Source organism: Actinoplanes sp. NPDC051537 (assembly GCF_055586105.1).
Map to the genome: position 1 here is coordinate 363522 of NZ_JBVJIU010000005.1, position 16054 is coordinate 379575.

Annotated in this window: 15 protein-coding genes; 9 read left to right on the forward strand and 6 right to left on the reverse strand. The window is 73.3% G+C overall.

The features are described 5' to 3' along the window. Window positions 1–23: 23 nt before the first annotated feature. On the reverse strand, window positions 24–1280 hold the full coding sequence (locus tag ACZ6TB_RS14310; RefSeq protein ID WP_465554299.1) for a serine hydrolase domain-containing protein: 1257 nt from the start codon (window positions 1278–1280) through the stop codon (window positions 24–26). Window positions 1281–1422: 142 nt separating this feature from the next. On the opposite strand from ACZ6TB_RS14310, the gene ACZ6TB_RS14315 reads away from it, so the two are divergent. Next, complete coding sequence (locus tag ACZ6TB_RS14315; RefSeq protein WP_465554627.1) at window positions 1423–2328, forward strand: acyl-ACP desaturase; 906 nt, start codon at window positions 1423–1425, stop codon at window positions 2326–2328. Here ACZ6TB_RS14315 and ACZ6TB_RS14320 read toward each other — a convergent pair. Next, window positions 2325–2990 carry a hypothetical protein gene (locus tag ACZ6TB_RS14320; protein WP_465554301.1) on the reverse strand — a complete coding sequence of 222 codons (666 nt, stop codon included), beginning with the start codon at window positions 2988–2990 and terminating at the stop codon, window positions 2325–2327. The genes ACZ6TB_RS14315 and ACZ6TB_RS14320 overlap by 4 nt on opposite strands. 30 nt (window positions 2991–3020) lie before the next feature. Then, a complete protein-coding gene (locus ACZ6TB_RS14325) occupies window positions 3021–3524 on the reverse strand; it encodes a PaaI family thioesterase (RefSeq protein ID WP_465554303.1) in 504 nt (167 codons plus the stop codon). Between the two features lie 56 nt (window positions 3525–3580). Between ACZ6TB_RS14325 and ACZ6TB_RS14330 the strand changes: the two genes are divergently transcribed. The 7 genes from ACZ6TB_RS14330 (at window position 3581) to ACZ6TB_RS14360 (ending at window position 13522) form a co-directional block, all read left to right on the forward strand. Beyond that, entirely contained in the window at window positions 3581–4063 is a 483-nt protein-coding gene (locus ACZ6TB_RS14330) for a winged helix-turn-helix transcriptional regulator (protein ID WP_465554305.1), read from the forward strand. Between the two features lie 10 nt (window positions 4064–4073). Further along, window positions 4074–5651, forward strand: coding sequence for an MFS transporter (locus ACZ6TB_RS14335; protein WP_465554307.1), 1578 nt, complete (start codon window positions 4074–4076; stop codon window positions 5649–5651). 112 nt (window positions 5652–5763) lie between these two features. After that, window positions 5764–6543, forward strand: coding sequence for a cyanophycinase (locus ACZ6TB_RS14340; RefSeq protein WP_465554309.1), 780 nt, complete (start codon window positions 5764–5766; stop codon window positions 6541–6543). Further along, on the forward strand, window positions 6540–9335 hold the full coding sequence (gene cphA / locus ACZ6TB_RS14345) for a cyanophycin synthetase (RefSeq protein WP_465554311.1): 2796 nt from the start codon (window positions 6540–6542) through the stop codon (window positions 9333–9335). Before ACZ6TB_RS14340 ends, cphA begins: the two co-directional genes overlap by 4 nt. A gap of 545 nt (window positions 9336–9880) precedes the next feature. Continuing rightward, on the forward strand, window positions 9881–11995 hold the full coding sequence (locus ACZ6TB_RS14350; RefSeq protein WP_465554313.1) for a serine/threonine-protein kinase: 2115 nt from the start codon (window positions 9881–9883) through the stop codon (window positions 11993–11995). A 243-nt stretch (window positions 11996–12238) separates the two neighbouring features. Further along, complete coding sequence (locus tag ACZ6TB_RS14355) at window positions 12239–12487, forward strand: hypothetical protein (RefSeq protein WP_465554315.1); 249 nt, start codon at window positions 12239–12241, stop codon at window positions 12485–12487. A gap of 132 nt (window positions 12488–12619) precedes the next feature. Continuing rightward, complete coding sequence (locus ACZ6TB_RS14360; RefSeq protein ID WP_433295049.1) at window positions 12620–13522, forward strand: sigma-70 family RNA polymerase sigma factor; 903 nt, start codon at window positions 12620–12622, stop codon at window positions 13520–13522. Here the strand turns inward: ACZ6TB_RS14360 and ACZ6TB_RS14365 are convergent. The 3 genes from ACZ6TB_RS14365 to ACZ6TB_RS14375 are packed head-to-tail and all read right to left on the reverse strand — an operon-like array spanning window position 13492 to window position 15863. Beyond that, a complete protein-coding gene (locus ACZ6TB_RS14365; RefSeq protein WP_465554317.1) occupies window positions 13492–14316 on the reverse strand; it encodes an urease accessory protein UreD in 825 nt (274 codons plus the stop codon). The two genes, ACZ6TB_RS14360 and ACZ6TB_RS14365, sit on opposite strands and share 31 nt — an antisense overlap. 10 nt (window positions 14317–14326) lie before the next feature. Next, on the reverse strand, window positions 14327–15004 hold the full coding sequence (gene ureG, locus ACZ6TB_RS14370; RefSeq protein WP_465554629.1) for an urease accessory protein UreG: 678 nt from the start codon (window positions 15002–15004) through the stop codon (window positions 14327–14329). 46 nt (window positions 15005–15050) lie between these two features. After that, the gene (locus ACZ6TB_RS14375) at window positions 15051–15863 is read right to left on the reverse strand and encodes an urease accessory protein UreF (protein WP_465554319.1); all 813 of its coding nucleotides are present in this window, start codon (window positions 15861–15863) and stop codon (window positions 15051–15053) included. On the opposite strand from ACZ6TB_RS14375, the gene ACZ6TB_RS14380 reads away from it, so the two are divergent. Further along, on the forward strand, window positions 15850–16054 hold a 205-nt coding region (locus ACZ6TB_RS14380), incomplete at its 3' end, for a hypothetical protein (RefSeq protein WP_465554321.1). The genes ACZ6TB_RS14375 and ACZ6TB_RS14380 overlap by 14 nt on opposite strands.

Consider the following 16054-nt stretch of genomic DNA (forward strand, 5'->3'; position numbering starts at 1 on the left):
GATGAGCCGCGGCCGGGAGAGGCCTACGGGCGAGAGGCGGGCGCCGGGCGCTGGATGGCGGCGACGTGCGGCAGGATGCGCGGCGCGAGCGTGCGCGCGGTGGCGGTCGTGTCGTCGCCGCACAGGGCGGTGATCACGAAGTCGGAGGCGGCCACGTCGATCGCGTCGGGCTCGGTCGGCGAGGTCTGGTAGAAGGCCATGCTCTGGGCGTAGGTGACCTGGCGGCGGCCGTCGGCGCTGTGCAGCGAGACGGTCTGGTGGCCGATCGTGCCGCCGTCGTGGCCCCAGACGCGGCCGCACGGCAGGTCCAGCCAGTAGATGCCGAGGCCGTAGCCGCCGGCCGCCGGGTCGGCCGGGTCCTCCGGGACCGTGGTCTGCATCTGGGCGAGCAGCGCCGGGCGCAGGAGGCGGCCGGTGAGCAGGGCGCGGTAGAAGACGTCCAGGTCACGGGCGGTGGAGACGATCTCGCCGGCGGACCAGGCCCACGACATGTTGTAGAGCGTGAAGTCCTTCAGCGTGCCGTCGGTCCAGGGGACGTAGGCGTGCATGTGCGGCCCGCGGATGTCGAGCTCCGACCCCTCGAAATAGGTGTCGCGCAGCCCGAGCGGGCGCAGGATCCGGCGGCTCACCTCGGAGCGGTAGCTGTGCCCGGTGACCCGCTCGATGATCAGCCCGGCCAGGATGTAGTTGGTGTTCGAGTACGACCAGGCGGCGCCCGGGGCATTGGTGGCGCCGGCGCCCACGCCGAGCCGGACGAGCTGCTCCGGGGTGTAGTCGGTGCGGCCCAGGGTGATCAGGTCGTCGAGGGTCTTGATGATCGCGGTGTCGAAGTCGCCGATGCCGCTGGTGTGGTTGAGCAGCATCCGCACGGTCACCGCCCGGGCCAGGTCGGCCGGGACGAGGCCGCGGGGCAGGTAACGGCCGATCGGGGCGTCCAGGTCGATCCGGCGCTCGCCGGCCAGCTGGAGCACGGTGGTGGCCACGAACGTCTTGGTGATGCTGCCGATCCGGTGCCGCATGCCGTCGCGCACCGGCTCGCCGGTGGCGACGTCGGCGACGCCGGTCGTCGGGGTCCAGGTGCGGCGGCCGTCCCGCACCTCGGCGAACGCGCCGGGCATGCCGGCGGCGTGGACCGCGTCGAGCTTCTGTTGCAGGGTGCGGCCGAAGGTGTCGGAGCGCGGCGGCGAGGCCACGGCGGGTGCGGCCGGCGCGGCCAGCACGCCGAGGACGGTCAGAACGGTCAGGGCGCGTCGCAACATTGCTGCCTCCCGTGTCGTCATGAAGCATCCATGATGGTCGACGGGTGCCACCGGGAATCGGCGGTGAATCGGGGCCCGGGGTGTGAGTACCGGCCGGTAAGAGGTTACGGTTGCGTAGGTTACGCAAGCGTAGGGAGTGATCGTGGACCAGACCGCCCTGCTCATGGAGCTGGAACCAGTGGTGGCCAGCAACCTCGACCGGCATCTGTCGCTGGCCAAGGAGTGGTTCCCGCACGAGTACGTGCCGTGGAGCGAGGGGCGCACCTTCGACGGTCTGCTCAACGGCGAGCCCTGGCGGGAGGACGACTCCCCGATCCCCGAGGTGGCGCGCACGGCGCTGATCGTCAACCTGCTCACCGAGGACAACCTGCCGTCGTACCACCACGAGATCGCCACGCTGTTCGGGCGGGACGGGGCGTGGGGCAGCTGGGTGCACCGCTGGACCGCCGAGGAGGGCCGGCACGGCATCGCGCTGCGCGACTACCTGACCGTGACCCGGGCCGTCGACCCGATCATGCTCGAGCGAGCCCGGATGACCCACATGCAGTCCGGCTACGCCAACGCCCACCCCGACGAGATGATGCACTCCATCGCCTATGTCGCGTTCCAGGAGCTGGCCACCCGCATCTCGCACCGCAACACCGGCCGGGCGACCGGCGACCCGGTCGCCGAGCAGCTGCTGGCCCGGGTCGCGGCCGACGAGAACCTGCACATGGTCTTCTACCGCAACCTGCTGGCGGCCGCGTTCGACCTCGACCCCGACCACGCGATGCGGGCGGTCACCGACGTGGTCGCCGGGTTCGAGATGCCGGGGGCGAACATCGAGGGCTTCGGCCGCAAGGCGGTGTCGATCGCGCTGGCCGGCATCTACGACCTGCGGCAGCACCGCGACGAGGTCCTCCAGCCGGTGCTGCGGCAGTGGAACGTCTTCGGCCGCACCGGTCTGACCGCCGAGGGCGAGAAGGCGCGCGACGAGCTGGCCGCCCACATGGACGAGCTGGAGAACCAGGCGGCCCGGTTCGAGGAGAAGCGCGAGGCGCGCCGCCTGCGCCTGGAGGCTCGCGCCTAAGCGGACGAGATGTCCAGCACCTCGACCGCCCGGAGCGCCCGCCCCACGGCCTTCTCGACGTCGGAGGAGGTCAGCGGCCGGTCCACGATCTCGATGGTGAACAGCTCGTCGCCGGTGACGGTCCACGGCGGGATCTCGCCGTTGACGAAGGCCAGGCGCGGGGCGGACTGCTCGAGGCGGGGATCGTCGCCGAGGAACGACCACGGCAGGCGCATGGCCATCGTCGGCGCCGGGGCCGGCAGCCGGACCACCACGAAGACGCCCCGGCCCTCGGCCCGGTTCACCGCCCCGCCGAACGGGTTGCCGGACCACCTGACCTCGCCGGCGGTGACCGGGAAGCCGTCCCGGCCGAACGACCACGCCCGGGTCAGCCGGTACTTGCCGTGGCCGACCATCGACTCCCACGGCCAGGTGCGGTCGGCCGGGTCGATCGCGGACCAGCCGGCGGCCACGGCCCGTGCGTTCAGGCGCCGGCGGGCCCGCTCGCGGCCATGGACGGAGAGAACGATCGGGGTGGCGAACCCGGCGCCGATCATCCCGAGGAGCAGCGCCGGCGAGACGCGATAGGCGAGGACCAGGACGATCCGGACGGCGATGAGGGCGAGCACGATGCCGGCCAGCCCGAGGCCGACCTTCGCGACGTCGATCAGCAGCCTGCGCATCGATGATCAGCGTAGGCGTACCGGTAACGGTCAGGGAATCTCGAAGAGCAGGCAGGTGCTCGTGGCGTGCGCGAGCAGGCGGCCCTGCCCGTCGGTCAGGCTCGCCTCGGCCAGGGCGGTGCGCCGGCCGCGCTGAAGGACCTTGCCGGTGCAGGCGATGCGGCCGGTCGCGGTGGTGACCGGGCGCAGGAACTTCACCGTCAGGTCGAGGCTGGTGTAGCCGACCCCGACCGGCAGCGTGCTGTGCACCGAGCAGGCCGCCGCCGTGTCCAGCAGGGTCGAGATGACGCCGCCGTGCATGCTGCCCAGCGGGTTGTAGTGGAACTCCTGCGGGTCGAGGCGCACGGTGACGGCGCCCTCCTCGACCTCCAGGGAGGCCACGTCGATCAGGTGCATGATCGGCGGCGCCGGGAGCTCGCCCGCGGCCATCGCCCGGAGCACCTCCAGGCCGCTGCGCCGGCCGATCAGGCTCGCGTGCACCGCGGGATCGGTCCAGCCGAAGGTGCGGGTGCGCTCGTCCTGAGTCTGCGTCATGGACGCAGCGTCGCGCCGGCTTGCTGCGTCTGTCAAGCAGACCTAGCCTGGCTGTCATGAAGACCACACCGGCCGTCGAGGCGCTCAGCTGGTCGATCGACGGATGCACGATCGGCCGGGCCATGGAGGTGCTGGGCGAGAAGTGGACCGTCGTGGTGATGCGCGAGGTCTTCAACGGGATCCGCCGCTTCGACGACATGCGGGTGCGCACCGGGGTGCCGCGGCAGGTGCTGGCCAACCGGCTCGCCACCCTGGTCGAGAACGGCGTGCTGCGGCGCGAGCCCTATCGGGAGCCGGGTTCGCGGGTACGCCACGAGTACCGCCTGACGAGGAAGGGACTCGACGTCTACCCCGTCCTGATCACGCTGCTCGAGTGGGGCAACCGGTACCTGGCCGACCCCGGCGGCCCGCCCCTGCGGTTCACCCATCGCGACTGCGGGGCCGAGGTGCACGCCGAGATCCATTGCGCCGAGGGCCACCGGCTCGGCGACCCGCGCGAGGTCGTGCCCAGACCGGGGCCGGGCGCCCGCCGCCGTTAGATTGCGAGCCGTGACTACGGCCGAGACCTCGCCCTGGGCGCCGCTGCGTCAACCCGTCTTCCGGATGCTCTGGATCGCGGTGCTGGCCGGCAACGTCGGCACCTGGATGCAGACGGTCGGCGCCCAGTGGCTGGTGGTCGGCGAGCCGCGGGCGGCCACCTGGGTGAGCCTGGTGCAGGCGGCGACGATGCTGCCGGTGCTGCTGCTCGCCCTGCCGTCGGGCGCGCTGGCCGACGCGTACGACCGCCGCCGTCTTCTGCTTCTCGTGCAGATCGCGCTGTTCGCCGTCGCCGGGGTGCTGACGGCGCTGACCGCGCTCGACCGGATGCCGCCGCCGCTGCTGCTGGTCTTCACCTTCCTGCTCGGGGTCGGCCAGGCGCTCACGCTGCCGACCTGGCAGGCGGTGATCCCGGAGATCGTGCCGCGGGACGAGCTGCCCTCGGCGTCGTCGCTGGGCGCGGTCAACACCAACCTGGCACGCTCGGCCGGTCCCGCGGTGGCCGGCCTGCTGGTGGCGCACGTCGGGCCGGCCGCGGTCTTCGGGCTGAACGCGATCTCGTACGCCGTCTTCGCCCTCGCCCTGGTCTTCTGGCGGCGCAAGCCTCGGACGCCGGCCTCGCATCCCGAGCACCTCGGTTCGGCGCTGCGAGCCGGTGGGCGGTATGTCCGCTACTCGCCGACCGTTCGCCGCCTGCTCGGCCGGGTCGTCCTCTTCGTCCTGCCCGGCTCGGTGGTCTGGGGCCTGCTGCCGGTGGTGGCCCACCAGGAGCTCGGGATGGGCGCGAGCGGCTACGGCATCCTGCTGGCCGCGCTCGGCGTCGGCGCCATCGCGGGCGCGCTGATCATGCCGCGCATCCGCGACCTGATCACACCCGACCAGCTCATCGTCGCGTCCGGCGTGATCTACGGTCTCGCTCTCGTCGTGGTCGCGCTCGTTCCCGACGTGTACGCCGTGACGGCCGTCCTGGTGGCCGCCGGGCTCGCCTGGATGATCCTCGTCTCGCGCATGAACGCGAACCTCCAGCTGTTCCTGCCGAACTGGGTGCGCGCCCGCGGGTTCGCGGTCTACCAGGTGGTGTTCGCCGGCGGGCAGGCGCTCGGGGCGCTCGCCTGGGGACAGGTCGCGTCGGTCTTCGGCCTCGACGTCGCGTACCTGGCCGCCGCCGTCCTGATGCTGGCCGGCACGGTGACCGTGCTCTGGTGGCCGGTGCACGAGCAGGACGGCGCCGGCCGCAGCCCGGCGATCTTCTGGGCCGAGCCGCACCTCATGCTCGAGCCGCACCTCGACGAGGGCCCGGTGCTGGTGACCGCGGTGTACCAGGTGGACGAGGCGAACGTGGACGCGTTCCGGGAGGCGATGGAACGGCTGCGCGGCTCGCGGCTGCGGACCGGCGCGACCCGGTGGGGCCTGTTCCGCGACGGCGAGGCCCCGGCGCGCTTCGTCGAGGTCTATCAGGTGCCGACCTGGGCCGAGCATCTGCGCCAGCACGAGGGGCGGCTGACCGAGCAGGACGAGCATGCCGAGGAGAAGGCCACGGCGCTGGCCCGCGGCCCGGCCGAGGTCACGCACCTGCTGCCCGCGGACTGAGCCGGTTCCGCCGCTCGCTTTCCGCTCGCCTTCCGCTCGCCTTCCGCGATGGACGGGAAAGACCAACGCCAATAGCCGGATGTTTCGGATTTGTTCCGATTAACCTGAGGCTGTGTCGAGTCGCCGGCTTTTGATCATCGGCGGCGCGGCCGGACCGGGCCTGCTCGGCCGCTTCGTCGCGCTGGCCGGCGGCGCGGCAGCCCGCATCGTCGTGATCGCCACCGCCAGCTCCGCGCCCGCCGAGACCGAGGCCGCCCACCGGGAGGCGTTCCTGTCGCTGGGCGCCGGCGAGGTGCGCGCCCTGCGCCTGTCCACCCGGGCCGACGCGAACCGGCCGCAGCCGCTGCTGCACGAGGCGACCGGCGTCTTCTTCACCGGCGGCGACCAGGAGCGGATCGCGTCGGTCATCGGCGGGACGGCCACCGACACCGCGCTCCAGGAGCACCGCCTGATCGGCGGCACCAGCGCCGGCGCCGCCGTCATGTCGGCCACGATGATCGTCGAGGGCGACGCCGCCGGCGTGACCCGGGCCAGCGTGCGCACCGGGCCCGGGCTCGAGCTGCTGCCGGGGGTGCTGATCGACCAGCACTTCGCCGAGCGGGGCCGGGTCAACCGCCTGCTGAGCGCCGTCGCGCTCTATCCGCACGAGCTCGGCCTCGGCATCGACGAGGACACGGCCATCCTCACCGACGGCGACCGCTTCGAGGTGCTCGGCGCCGGCGCGGTCACCGTGGTCGACGCCGGGGCCGCCACCGACATCCGGGTTCCGGCCCGGGGGCCGATCACGCTGGCCGGCGCGCGCATCCACGTGCTGCCGGCCGGCCACATATTTCATCTCACGGGACGCCGGCCGGTCGTCGACGCACCCGCCGTCGAACGGGGAGTCGCATGAAGATCGAAAGCCTGCGCCGCCTGCGCGGTCCCAACGTTTACCTGTCCCGGCCCGCGATGGTCGCCGTGATCCGGCTCGAGGAGCTGACCGGCCGCGAGACGTCCGACGTCACCGGCTTCGCCGAGCGGCTGCTGCGCGCGCTGCCGGGGCTCACCGAGCACCACTGCGCGGCCGGCGCCCCGGGCGGATTCGTCAGCCGGTTGCGCGGCGGCACCTACTTCGGCCACGTCACCGAGCACGTCTGCATCGAGCTGTCCCAGCTCATCGGCCGCGATGTCAGCTTCGGCCGCACGGTCTCGACCCACCAGCCGGGCCGCTACCAGCTGATCATCGAGTGCCCGGTGGACGAGCCGGCCGACTCGGAGGTGCCGGGCGACCTGCTGACCGCGGCCGTCGACCTGGTCACCGAGATCGTGGCCGGGAGGTCGTACCCGAGCGTGTCGCTCGCCGCCGCCGCCGTCGGCGTGGCGGAGATGCAGCATGGATCGGCCGGCCGGCTCGCCGAGCTGGCCGCGCTCGCCGAGCGGGAGGCGACCGGCCCGAGCACCCGGGCGATCATCGCGGCCGCCCGCCGGCGCGGCATCCCGATCGAGCGCTGCGGCGACCTCAGCCTCGTGCGTCTCGGCTGGGGCAGCCGGCGGCGGCTGGCCTGGGCCGCGATGAGCGACCGGACCAGCGGCGTCGGCATCGACATCGCCGGGGACAAGGAGATCGCCCGGCGGCTGCTCGGCGAGGCCGGTGTTCCCGTGCCGGCCGGCGGCGTCGCGCGTACGGCATCGGAGGCCGCTCGTCTCTTCGCCCGCCTCGGCGCGCCGCTCGTCGTCAAACCCCGGCAGGGCCGGCAGGGCGATCGGGTCACGCTCAGCGTGACCACCGGAGCCGAGATGGCGTACGCGTTCACGGCCGCCGGCGACGACGTGGTGATCGAGCGGCAGCTCGCCGGCCGTGACTACCGCGTGCTGGTGGTGGCGGGCGAGGTGGTGGCGGCCGCCGAGCGGATCGCGGCCCACGTGGTCGGCGACGGCCGCAGCACGGTCGCCGAGCTCGTCGACCGGGAGAACACCGACCCCCGCCGCGGCGCCGGCCACTCCCGGGTGCTGACCCGGATCACCGTGGACGACGCCTCGCTGCGGGTGCTCGAGCACCAGGGCGTCGACCTGGCCACCGTCCCGCCGCCGGGCCACGAGATCTGGCTGCGCGAGACCACCAACCTCTCCACGGGCGGCACCAGCCACGACGTCACCGACCGGGTGCATCCCGACGTGGCCCGGCTCTGTCTGCGGGTGGCCGCGCTGGTCGGGCTGGACATCGCCGGGATTGATCTGCGGCTGCCCGACATCGCCGAACCGCTGCCGCCGGTGGTGGCCGGCCGCGAGGTCACCGGCGGGGTGATCGAGGTGAACGCGGTGCCGGGGCTGCGCATGCACCTGGCGCCGATGCGTGGCCGCGCGCGCGACGTGGGCGACGCGATCGTGAAGGCGATGTTCCCGGCCGGCTCCGACGGCCGGATCCCGACCGCGGCGGTGACCGGCACGAACGGCAAGACCACCGTGGCCCGGCTGACCGCGCACCTGCTCGCCGACGCCGGCCTGCGGATCGGCCTGACCACGACCGACGACGTCAGCGTCGACGGGCGCACGGTCTTCCGGGCCGACGCGACCGGGCCGCTCTCGGCGCAGATGGTGCTCGGCGACCCGACGGTGCAGGCCGCGGTGCTGGAGACGGCCCGGGGCGGGCTGCTGCGGCGCGGTCTCGGCTACGACTGGTCGGACGTCGGGGTGATCACCAACATCACCGCCGATCATCTCGGCCAGGACGGCCTCGACACGATCGAGGACCTCGCGCACGTGAAGGCGCTGGTGGCCGAGCGCGTACGGGACGGCGGCACGCTCGTGCTGAACGCCGACGACCCGTGGGTGCGGTCGCTCGCGGACCGGCCGAGGGTGCGCGCCGACCGCAAGCGGATCGTCTGGTTCGGGCTCGACCCGCGGCAGCCGGTCGTGGTCGAGCACCTGGCCCGGGGCGCGACGGCCTATCTCGTCCAGGACGGCTGGCTGGTGCAGGCGACCGGGGCCCGGCGGACGCCGCTGCTGCGGGTGGCCGACCTGCCGGGGGCGTACGGGGGAGCTGCCACCCACGCGGCGGCGAACGCGCTCGCGGCGGTGGCGGCGGCCCGCGCGCTCGGGGCCGGGCCGGAGTCGGTGACCCGCCGGCTCGCCGACTTCGACCCGCCGGTGGCGAACCCGGGCCGGGCCACGCTGCTGCGGGTCGGCGACGTCTCGGTCTTCGTGGACTACGCGCACAACCCGGCCGCGCTCGCCGCCACACTGCGCACGCTGCACCGCATCTGGGGCGCCGAGCGCTGTGTGGCGGCGGTGACGCTGCCCGGCGACCGGCGGGACGATCTGCTGACGGCCTGCGCCCAGGTGGTGGCGGACGGGGTGGGGCGGGCCGTGCTCTACGACGACGAGGATCCGCGCGGCCGGCAGCCGGGGGAGGTGTCGGCGCTCATCGAGCGGGAGATGCGGGCCCGGCGGCCGAAGCTGCTGGCGCTGCGGACCGACGGCTATCGGGAGGCGATCACCGAGGCGCTCGGTCTGGCCCGGGCCGGCGACGTGGTGCTGGTGCTCTACGAGGAGCTGACGCCGGTGCTGAACCTGCTGGCCGGGCTGGGCGCGGTGCGCGGCGCCGACCTGCCGGTGCCGACCGCGAAGGGGCTGCCGGCCACGCCCGCGCCGGGTGCTGCCGGGTCGCCCGCGCGGGACCTCGTCCGGGGGGTTCTGCTGGGATAACGGTCGTTCGTCCGACTTTTCGCGGGTCGACACGCCGCGTGGTGGGCCTGGCACGCGGAATTAGCTGATCAGTGGAGGGGATCACCCGATCAGATGGGTTTGCACAGCTCAACCCTTCAACTTTTGCCATGGGGTGAGTAATTAAAGATCGTCATTGGGTGACGGATTTAGTATCGATCCGTGACGTGTTGACGACAATCAGTGCATGGTTCGGGTGTGGACATTCAGGAAGCAGCGCTACCGACTATTCCAACTTTTCCGAAATATCAGCGTTTGGTCGGGCGAAGCGGCGCGATGGAGTGTCCTTGATCCGACTTTCGGGCCGTTCCCAAGGTCCCCGACGGCTGGCATATGCGGGGAAACGGTCCGTAACGATCCGCAGGTAGAGCCCGGTCTCGACCGCTCGTGATATGGGCCCTACGTGGGCTAACATCCTCGCCGTCGATGGGGAATGCTCGGTCCAACGGCGGGCCGGTCTCGCCCCAAGCGTCGGGTGGCATGGCGGTGCAACTCGGCGTTACTTCGGAGCGCGCATGTGGGGGCACATGAGCACGACGGACCTGCCCGGATCGAGCCTGCTGGCCGGTAGATACCGGCTGGTGGAACGGCTCGGCGCCGGCGGGATGTCAGTGGTGTGGCGAGGATTCGATGAAGTCCTCGGGCGCCAGGTCGCGGTGAAAGTGCTGCCGCCGTCCACGAGTGCCGATCCGGCCTTCCGGCGACGGCTACGGGCCGAGGCCCAGGCCGCTGCCCGGCTGAGCCACCCGCACATCACCAATGTGTACGACTACGGCGAGGCCACCACCGTTGACGGTGAGCCGGTGCCGTACGTCGTGATGGAGTTGATCGACGGCGAGTCGCTCGCCGCCGTTCTCGCCCGGACCCGCCGGCTGCCCTGGCAGCACGCGGTCCGGATCACTGCCGAGGTCGCCGCGGCGCTCGCGGCCGCGCACTCGCGCGGCATCGTGCATCGCGACGTCACCCCGGCCAACGTCATGCTGACCCCGACCGGGGCCAAGGTCGTCGACTTCGGCATCTCGGCCCTGATCGGGGAGAACGACATAGACCCGGACGGCAGCCTGCTCGGCACGCCGGCCTATCTCGCGCCCGAGCGGCTCGAGGGCGGCCAGGTCAGCCCCGCGACCGACGTCTACGCGGTGGGTCTGCTGATCTACCGCACCCTGATCGGCCAGCTGCCGTGGGACGTGGGCACCACGACCGCGCTGCTGCGCGCCCACCAGTACACCGAACCCGACCCGCTGCCGCCGGTCGAGGGCCTTCCCCCGGCGGTCGCCGCGCTCGTCGGCCGCTGCCTGGAGAAGCGCCCGTCCGACCGGCCGTCCAGCGCCGAGCTCGCGCACGTCCTGGCCGCCATCGCGGCCGGGGCGCCGGCGGCGGCCCGGGGCTACGTGCCCGATTGGGGCGACAGCGGCGAGGACACCACGATCCTGCCGGCCCAGCGGTCGTACCCGGACGTGATCCGCCACGACCCGGAGCAGGCAGCCGCCGGCGCCGGGATGGCGGTCGCCGCCGGTCTGGCGGCCGGGGCGGCGATGCCGGGTGGTCCCGGCGCGGAGACGGAGGCGCCGGAGCGCAACAGCCGGTTCGCGGCGTTGCGATCGGGGCCGGTCGACGCGGCCGCGGGCGGTCCGGCCCTGCGCCGGGCGTTCGACGGCAACCAGCCGCCCGACTCGCCGGAGAAGCCGGACGAGAAGAGCTCCCAGTCCGAGAAGGGCCGCAACAGCGCGGCCCGCAACCACACCCGGCGCGTGATGATCGTCGCCGGCGCCGTGGTGCTGCTCGGCCTGGGCACGTACGGGTGGAGCCTCACCCAGGGCGCGGCCGGCAGCCCCCGGGCGACGCCGCAGCCCAGCGTGGTGCCGGCCACCGGCAAGTGCGTGGTCAGCTACGCGGTCTGGTCGGACGCGAACGGGCAGTTCAAGGCCCAGGTCACGCTGGCCAACCGGGCCGACACGCCGGTCGACGACTGCAAGCTGTGGTTCATCATGCCCGGCGACCAGGTCATCTCGGGCAAGGGCAAGGTCGACCTCGCCCAGGACGGCAACCAGGTGACCGTGCGGTCGAGCGAGCCGCTCAACCCGCAGAAGGCGCTGAACCTGCCGATCAGCGGGCGCTACCAGGCCAACAACAGCGCGCCGCTGGCGTTCATGCTCAACGGCCGCACCTGCGAGACGTTCGTGTCGGCGAAGCCGGGCGAGCCCTCCAAGCAGGTGGTCAACCTGTCGAACGGCGAGCAGCGGCTGGTGACGCCCGGATCGACGTCGACGACCCCGGTGCCGGGCATCTCGATCGACCCCGGCGGCATCGTGCACATCACGCCGACCACGGCGCCGACGACGCCGCTGCCGGGTCAGGCGACGACGACCCGCGGCACGATCCCGACCGGTACGACCACCGGGACCGATCCCGGCCCGACGTCGACCGGCTCGGACGGCGTCGTCGTGCCGGAGCCGACCGACCAGACGACCCCCACGGAAACCGCGACGACGACGTCGCCGACCACCGCGCCGACCGACGTCACCACGCCGCCGAGCCCGTCGCTCGAGGGCTGCGACACGGCCGACCCGACCTGTGTGACGACCGGCGCCACCGCCGGCGCGGGCGGCGGTGACAGCGGCATCGCGCCGCCTCCCTTCTGATCGCGGCATCCTGACTTCGGCCGTCCGGCGGAAAACCACGCGCCGGGCGGCCGATCGCCGCGTTAGGGTGAAAGTGATGTGAGCAGGCACTTTCTGGAGCTATCCGGGTCGGCAGCCGAGATCCGCGCGTGCCTGGCGCCCGATGAGACGACGACACACGGCGTGGCTGCCACGGCCCGCTCCCGATGCGGGAAAGAATCGCTCCAGTAGGGCCGTCGAGTCGTACATCGGGGAGTTTCGACAATGATCAGCATCGTGAAGGACCTGGCGGCGGAGGCGCTCTTCGTTTCCAGCCTCCAGCCGTCCGAGTGCCCGACCAGGCGCGCGGTGGAGCAGGCCGTCACCGCGATGATCCTGCTGCACGGCAGCGAGGGTTGCGCGGCGGAGGTGGCCACCGAGTTCGGCGACCACCCGGACATCGCCGTGCGCCGCATGCACTGGGTGCACGACGAGCTCACGGGTGTAGTCTCACCCGCCGCCGTCGGCCGCTAGCAGTACCTGAGCTTTTCTCACAAAAAGCACCTCAAAAGCAACCGAGTTCGGCCGCCGCTGCACCTGACGGCGGCAAAAGTTCTCCTCGTCAGCCGGTTTTCACCAACCGGTCGTATGAGCGAGGAGGACCACGTGACGACCACGACCGAACTCCCCGCCACCATCGGCACGACCCACGACGCGCCGTCCGCGCGTGATATCGAGGACCTGGTCCGCGAGCACATGCCGATGGTTGGCCATCTGGTCCGGGAACTGCTCAACCGGGTACCGGGTCACGTCCACGCAGATGACCTGTCGTCGGCCGGATTCGCCGCCCTGCTGGGCGCGGCCCGATCCTTCGACGTGACCCGGGGGATTCCCTTCCACCGCTTCGCCGCGGTTCGCATCCGCGGCGCGCTGCTGGACGAGCTGCGGGGCCAGGACTGGGCCAGCCGCTCGGTGCGGGCCCGCGCCCGGCGTACCGCCGCGGCTCGCCAGGAGCTGACCGCGGCGCTGGGCCGTACCCCGACCGACGCCGAGGTGGCGGAGATGCTGGGCATCGGCGTGGCGGAGCTCGCCACGGTCGAGGACGACGTGCAGAAGGCGGCGTTGCTGAGCCTGCAGGGCTTTCCGACCGGCGCGGCCGAGGAGATGGTGCCGGAGACGTCCGAGGGGCCGGAGGACCTGCTGCTCAAGCGGGAGCGGCTCGGCTACCTGCACCAGGCCATCCAGGCGCTGCCCGAGCGCCTGCGCCTGGTGGTCACCGAATCGTTCCTGCAGGAGCAGCCGCTGAGCGACGTGGCGGCCCGGCTCGGCGTCACCGAGTCACGCATCTCCCAGCTGCGCACCGAGGCGCTGCAACTGCTGCGCGAGGGGCTGAACAGCTCGCTCGCGCCGGAGCTGCTGACCGTCGCGGCCGGCGGGCCGCGCACCCGGAAGGGCTGCCTCCAGCGGCGGCGCTCGGAGTATTTCGCCCGGGTGGCCCAGCAGGGCAACCTGCACACCCGGCTGGCGTTGACGGACAGTCACGGCGTTCCGATCGCGGTGGCCGCCTGAGGGGTGGGACTTCGGGAGCTTCCGTAGCTTCGGGAGCTTCGGGCGAGGGCGGCCGCGGCCGCCCTCGTCGTCATCGGGTCGAGCACGGCCCGCACGTCCCGGATATCCGCGCCGACCGCGGTGGCGAGCACGCCCGGGCCGGCCAGCGGCATGACCGCCGCGTCCGGGGTGGCGAGCGGGCCCTCGCTCTCGTCCAGGCCCGGCACGGCGACCAGGGTGCCCAGCGCGCGGCCTGTCCCGAGGACCGCGGCGGACTCCCAGCCCGGGGCGCTCGGGCCGACGGCCAGGTCGTGGCGGTAGAGGGTGGCGCCGGCATAGCGGATGGTGGTGCTCAGGCGTACGTCGCCGGCGGGCTCGTCGTGCCGGCCGCAGACCAGATCGTCGCGCCAGAGGACGGCGCCGCCCTCGGCCACCTCCAGGTGCGTGACGGTGTGGTGGTCGCAGCCGGCGGCGGCGATCAGCGGCTCGGGCAGCCACCGCAGCGAGCCGCCCGCGGCCACCTCGGCCCGGATGTCGAGCCGCGAGGCGGGCAGCTCCCGGCGCCCGGGCAGCGCCAGTTGCGCGGCTACGCTGCGCACGGTCAATTGGGCATGGGCACCCACCGTGACCTCCAGTCGCAGCTCGTCGCCGCGCAGGGGTCCGGCCGCGCCGCCCACCAGATGGACGGTCACGCCCGCATCGTGCGGAGGGCCGCCCGTCCGGCGCGGCAGCAGCGGGGCCTCGCCGTGCAGCACGGCCAGCCTCGTGCCGCCGCGGCCGTCCGCCTCGGCGACGATTCGCGCGAACGCCCGCATCACACGCCGCCTAGGTGCGTGCCGTCGCGAGGGCGCGGATCCAGGCGGCGACCGCGGTGGCCGCACGGTCCTCGACCAGCGAGACGAAGACGGTGGGCAGGTCGCCGCGGCGGGCCCGGGCGTCCCGTTCCATCACCGCGAGGTCGGCGCCCACCATCGGCGCCAGATCGGTCTTGTTGATCACCAGCAGGTCGGCGGTGGTGACGCCCGGCCCGCCCTTGCGCGGCACCTTGTCGCCGCCGGCCACGTCGATCACGAAGATCTGCCGGTCGATGAGCCCCTTGCTGAACGTCGCGGTCAGGTTGTCCCCGCCGCTCTCGACCAGCACGAGATCGAGCGGCCCGAGCGTGTCCTCGAGGTCCTCGACGGCGTCCAGGTTCGCCGAGATGTCGTCGCGGATGGCCGTGTGCGGGCAGCACCCGGTCTCGACGGCGCGGATCCGCTCGGCCGGCAGCACGCCGTTGCGCAGCAGGAAGTCGGCGTCCTCGGTGGTGTAGATGTCGTTGGTGACGACGGCCAGCCGCAGTTCGGCCCCGAGCGCCCGGCACAGGGCGGCGACCAGCGCGGTCTTGCCCGAGCCGACCGGCCCGCCGATGCCGACGCGCAACGCCCGCGCCCCGGCGGCGGCGGCGAGCGGCGTGTGCGGGTCGGCGTCCGGGTGCGGGTGGGCGTGCGGCACGCCCGGCACGTAGTTGTCGGACGGGTGTGGCAGGGCCCCGCCGGTGAGCAAGTGATCAAGATGCAAAGAGACGCACCTCCCAGGTGGCGTGATGCTCGGCGCCGATGTCGAGCAGGGGAGAGCCCGCGGCCGGCAGGTCGTCGACCGGGTCGTAGGCGCGGGCCGCGGCATCGGCGGCGATCCGGTCGATCTCCGGAGCCAGCCGCGCGAGCAGGGCATGGACGGCGTAGGGGTCGAGGCCGAGAAGCCGGACCGCCGCGCTCGCCGCCCCGGTCGTGATGCCGTGCGCCGCGGCGACGGCGGCTTCCGCGGGGGATAGGCCGGCCGCGAAGGCCAGCAGGCCGAGCGCGATCGGCTGGTGCGGGTCGCGGATGGCCGGCTGGCGCTGGTCGCGGTCCGCGGGCTGGTGCTGGACGCGGTCGGTTGGTTGGAGCGGGTCGGGGCCGGCCGGCTGGCGCTGGTCGCGGTCCGCGGGCTGGTGCTGGACGCGGTCGGTTGGTTGGCGCGGGTCGGGGCCGGCCGGCGGGATCGGGTCGCGGTCGATCGGCGGGAGGGCCCACATCGCGCGGCCGGCTCGTAGCAGGGCTCGTCCCTGGGCGCGGGAGGCCTTGCGCAGGGCGGGGGAAGGCGTGCGGGCGTCGAGGCCGGCGTCCAACGAGCCGATTTCGTGCGTTCGGGCGCAGGCGGCTGCGGCGAAGGCGGCAGCGACCAGACCGGCGGTGGCGAGCTTCCCGCGCAGAAAGCCGCCCAAATCCGAAATGTCGCCCAGACGGCCGGCGGTGACCTGGGCTTCGAGACCGCCGGAATGCGCGTGCCCACCAGACGGAAGCCGCCCGTCGGCGAGCACCAGCAGCGTGGCCAGGCTCATGGCCGGCTCGCCGCTCGGGCTGGGCTGGCGGCTCGGGCTGGGCTGGCGGCTCGGGCTGGGCTGGCGGCTCGGTCTGTGCTGGCGGCTCGGGCTGGGCTGGCGGCTCGGGCTGGGCTGGCGGCTCGGGCTGGGCTGGCGGCTCGGGCTGGGCTGGCGGCTCGGGCTGGGCTGGCGGCTCGGGCTGGGCTGGC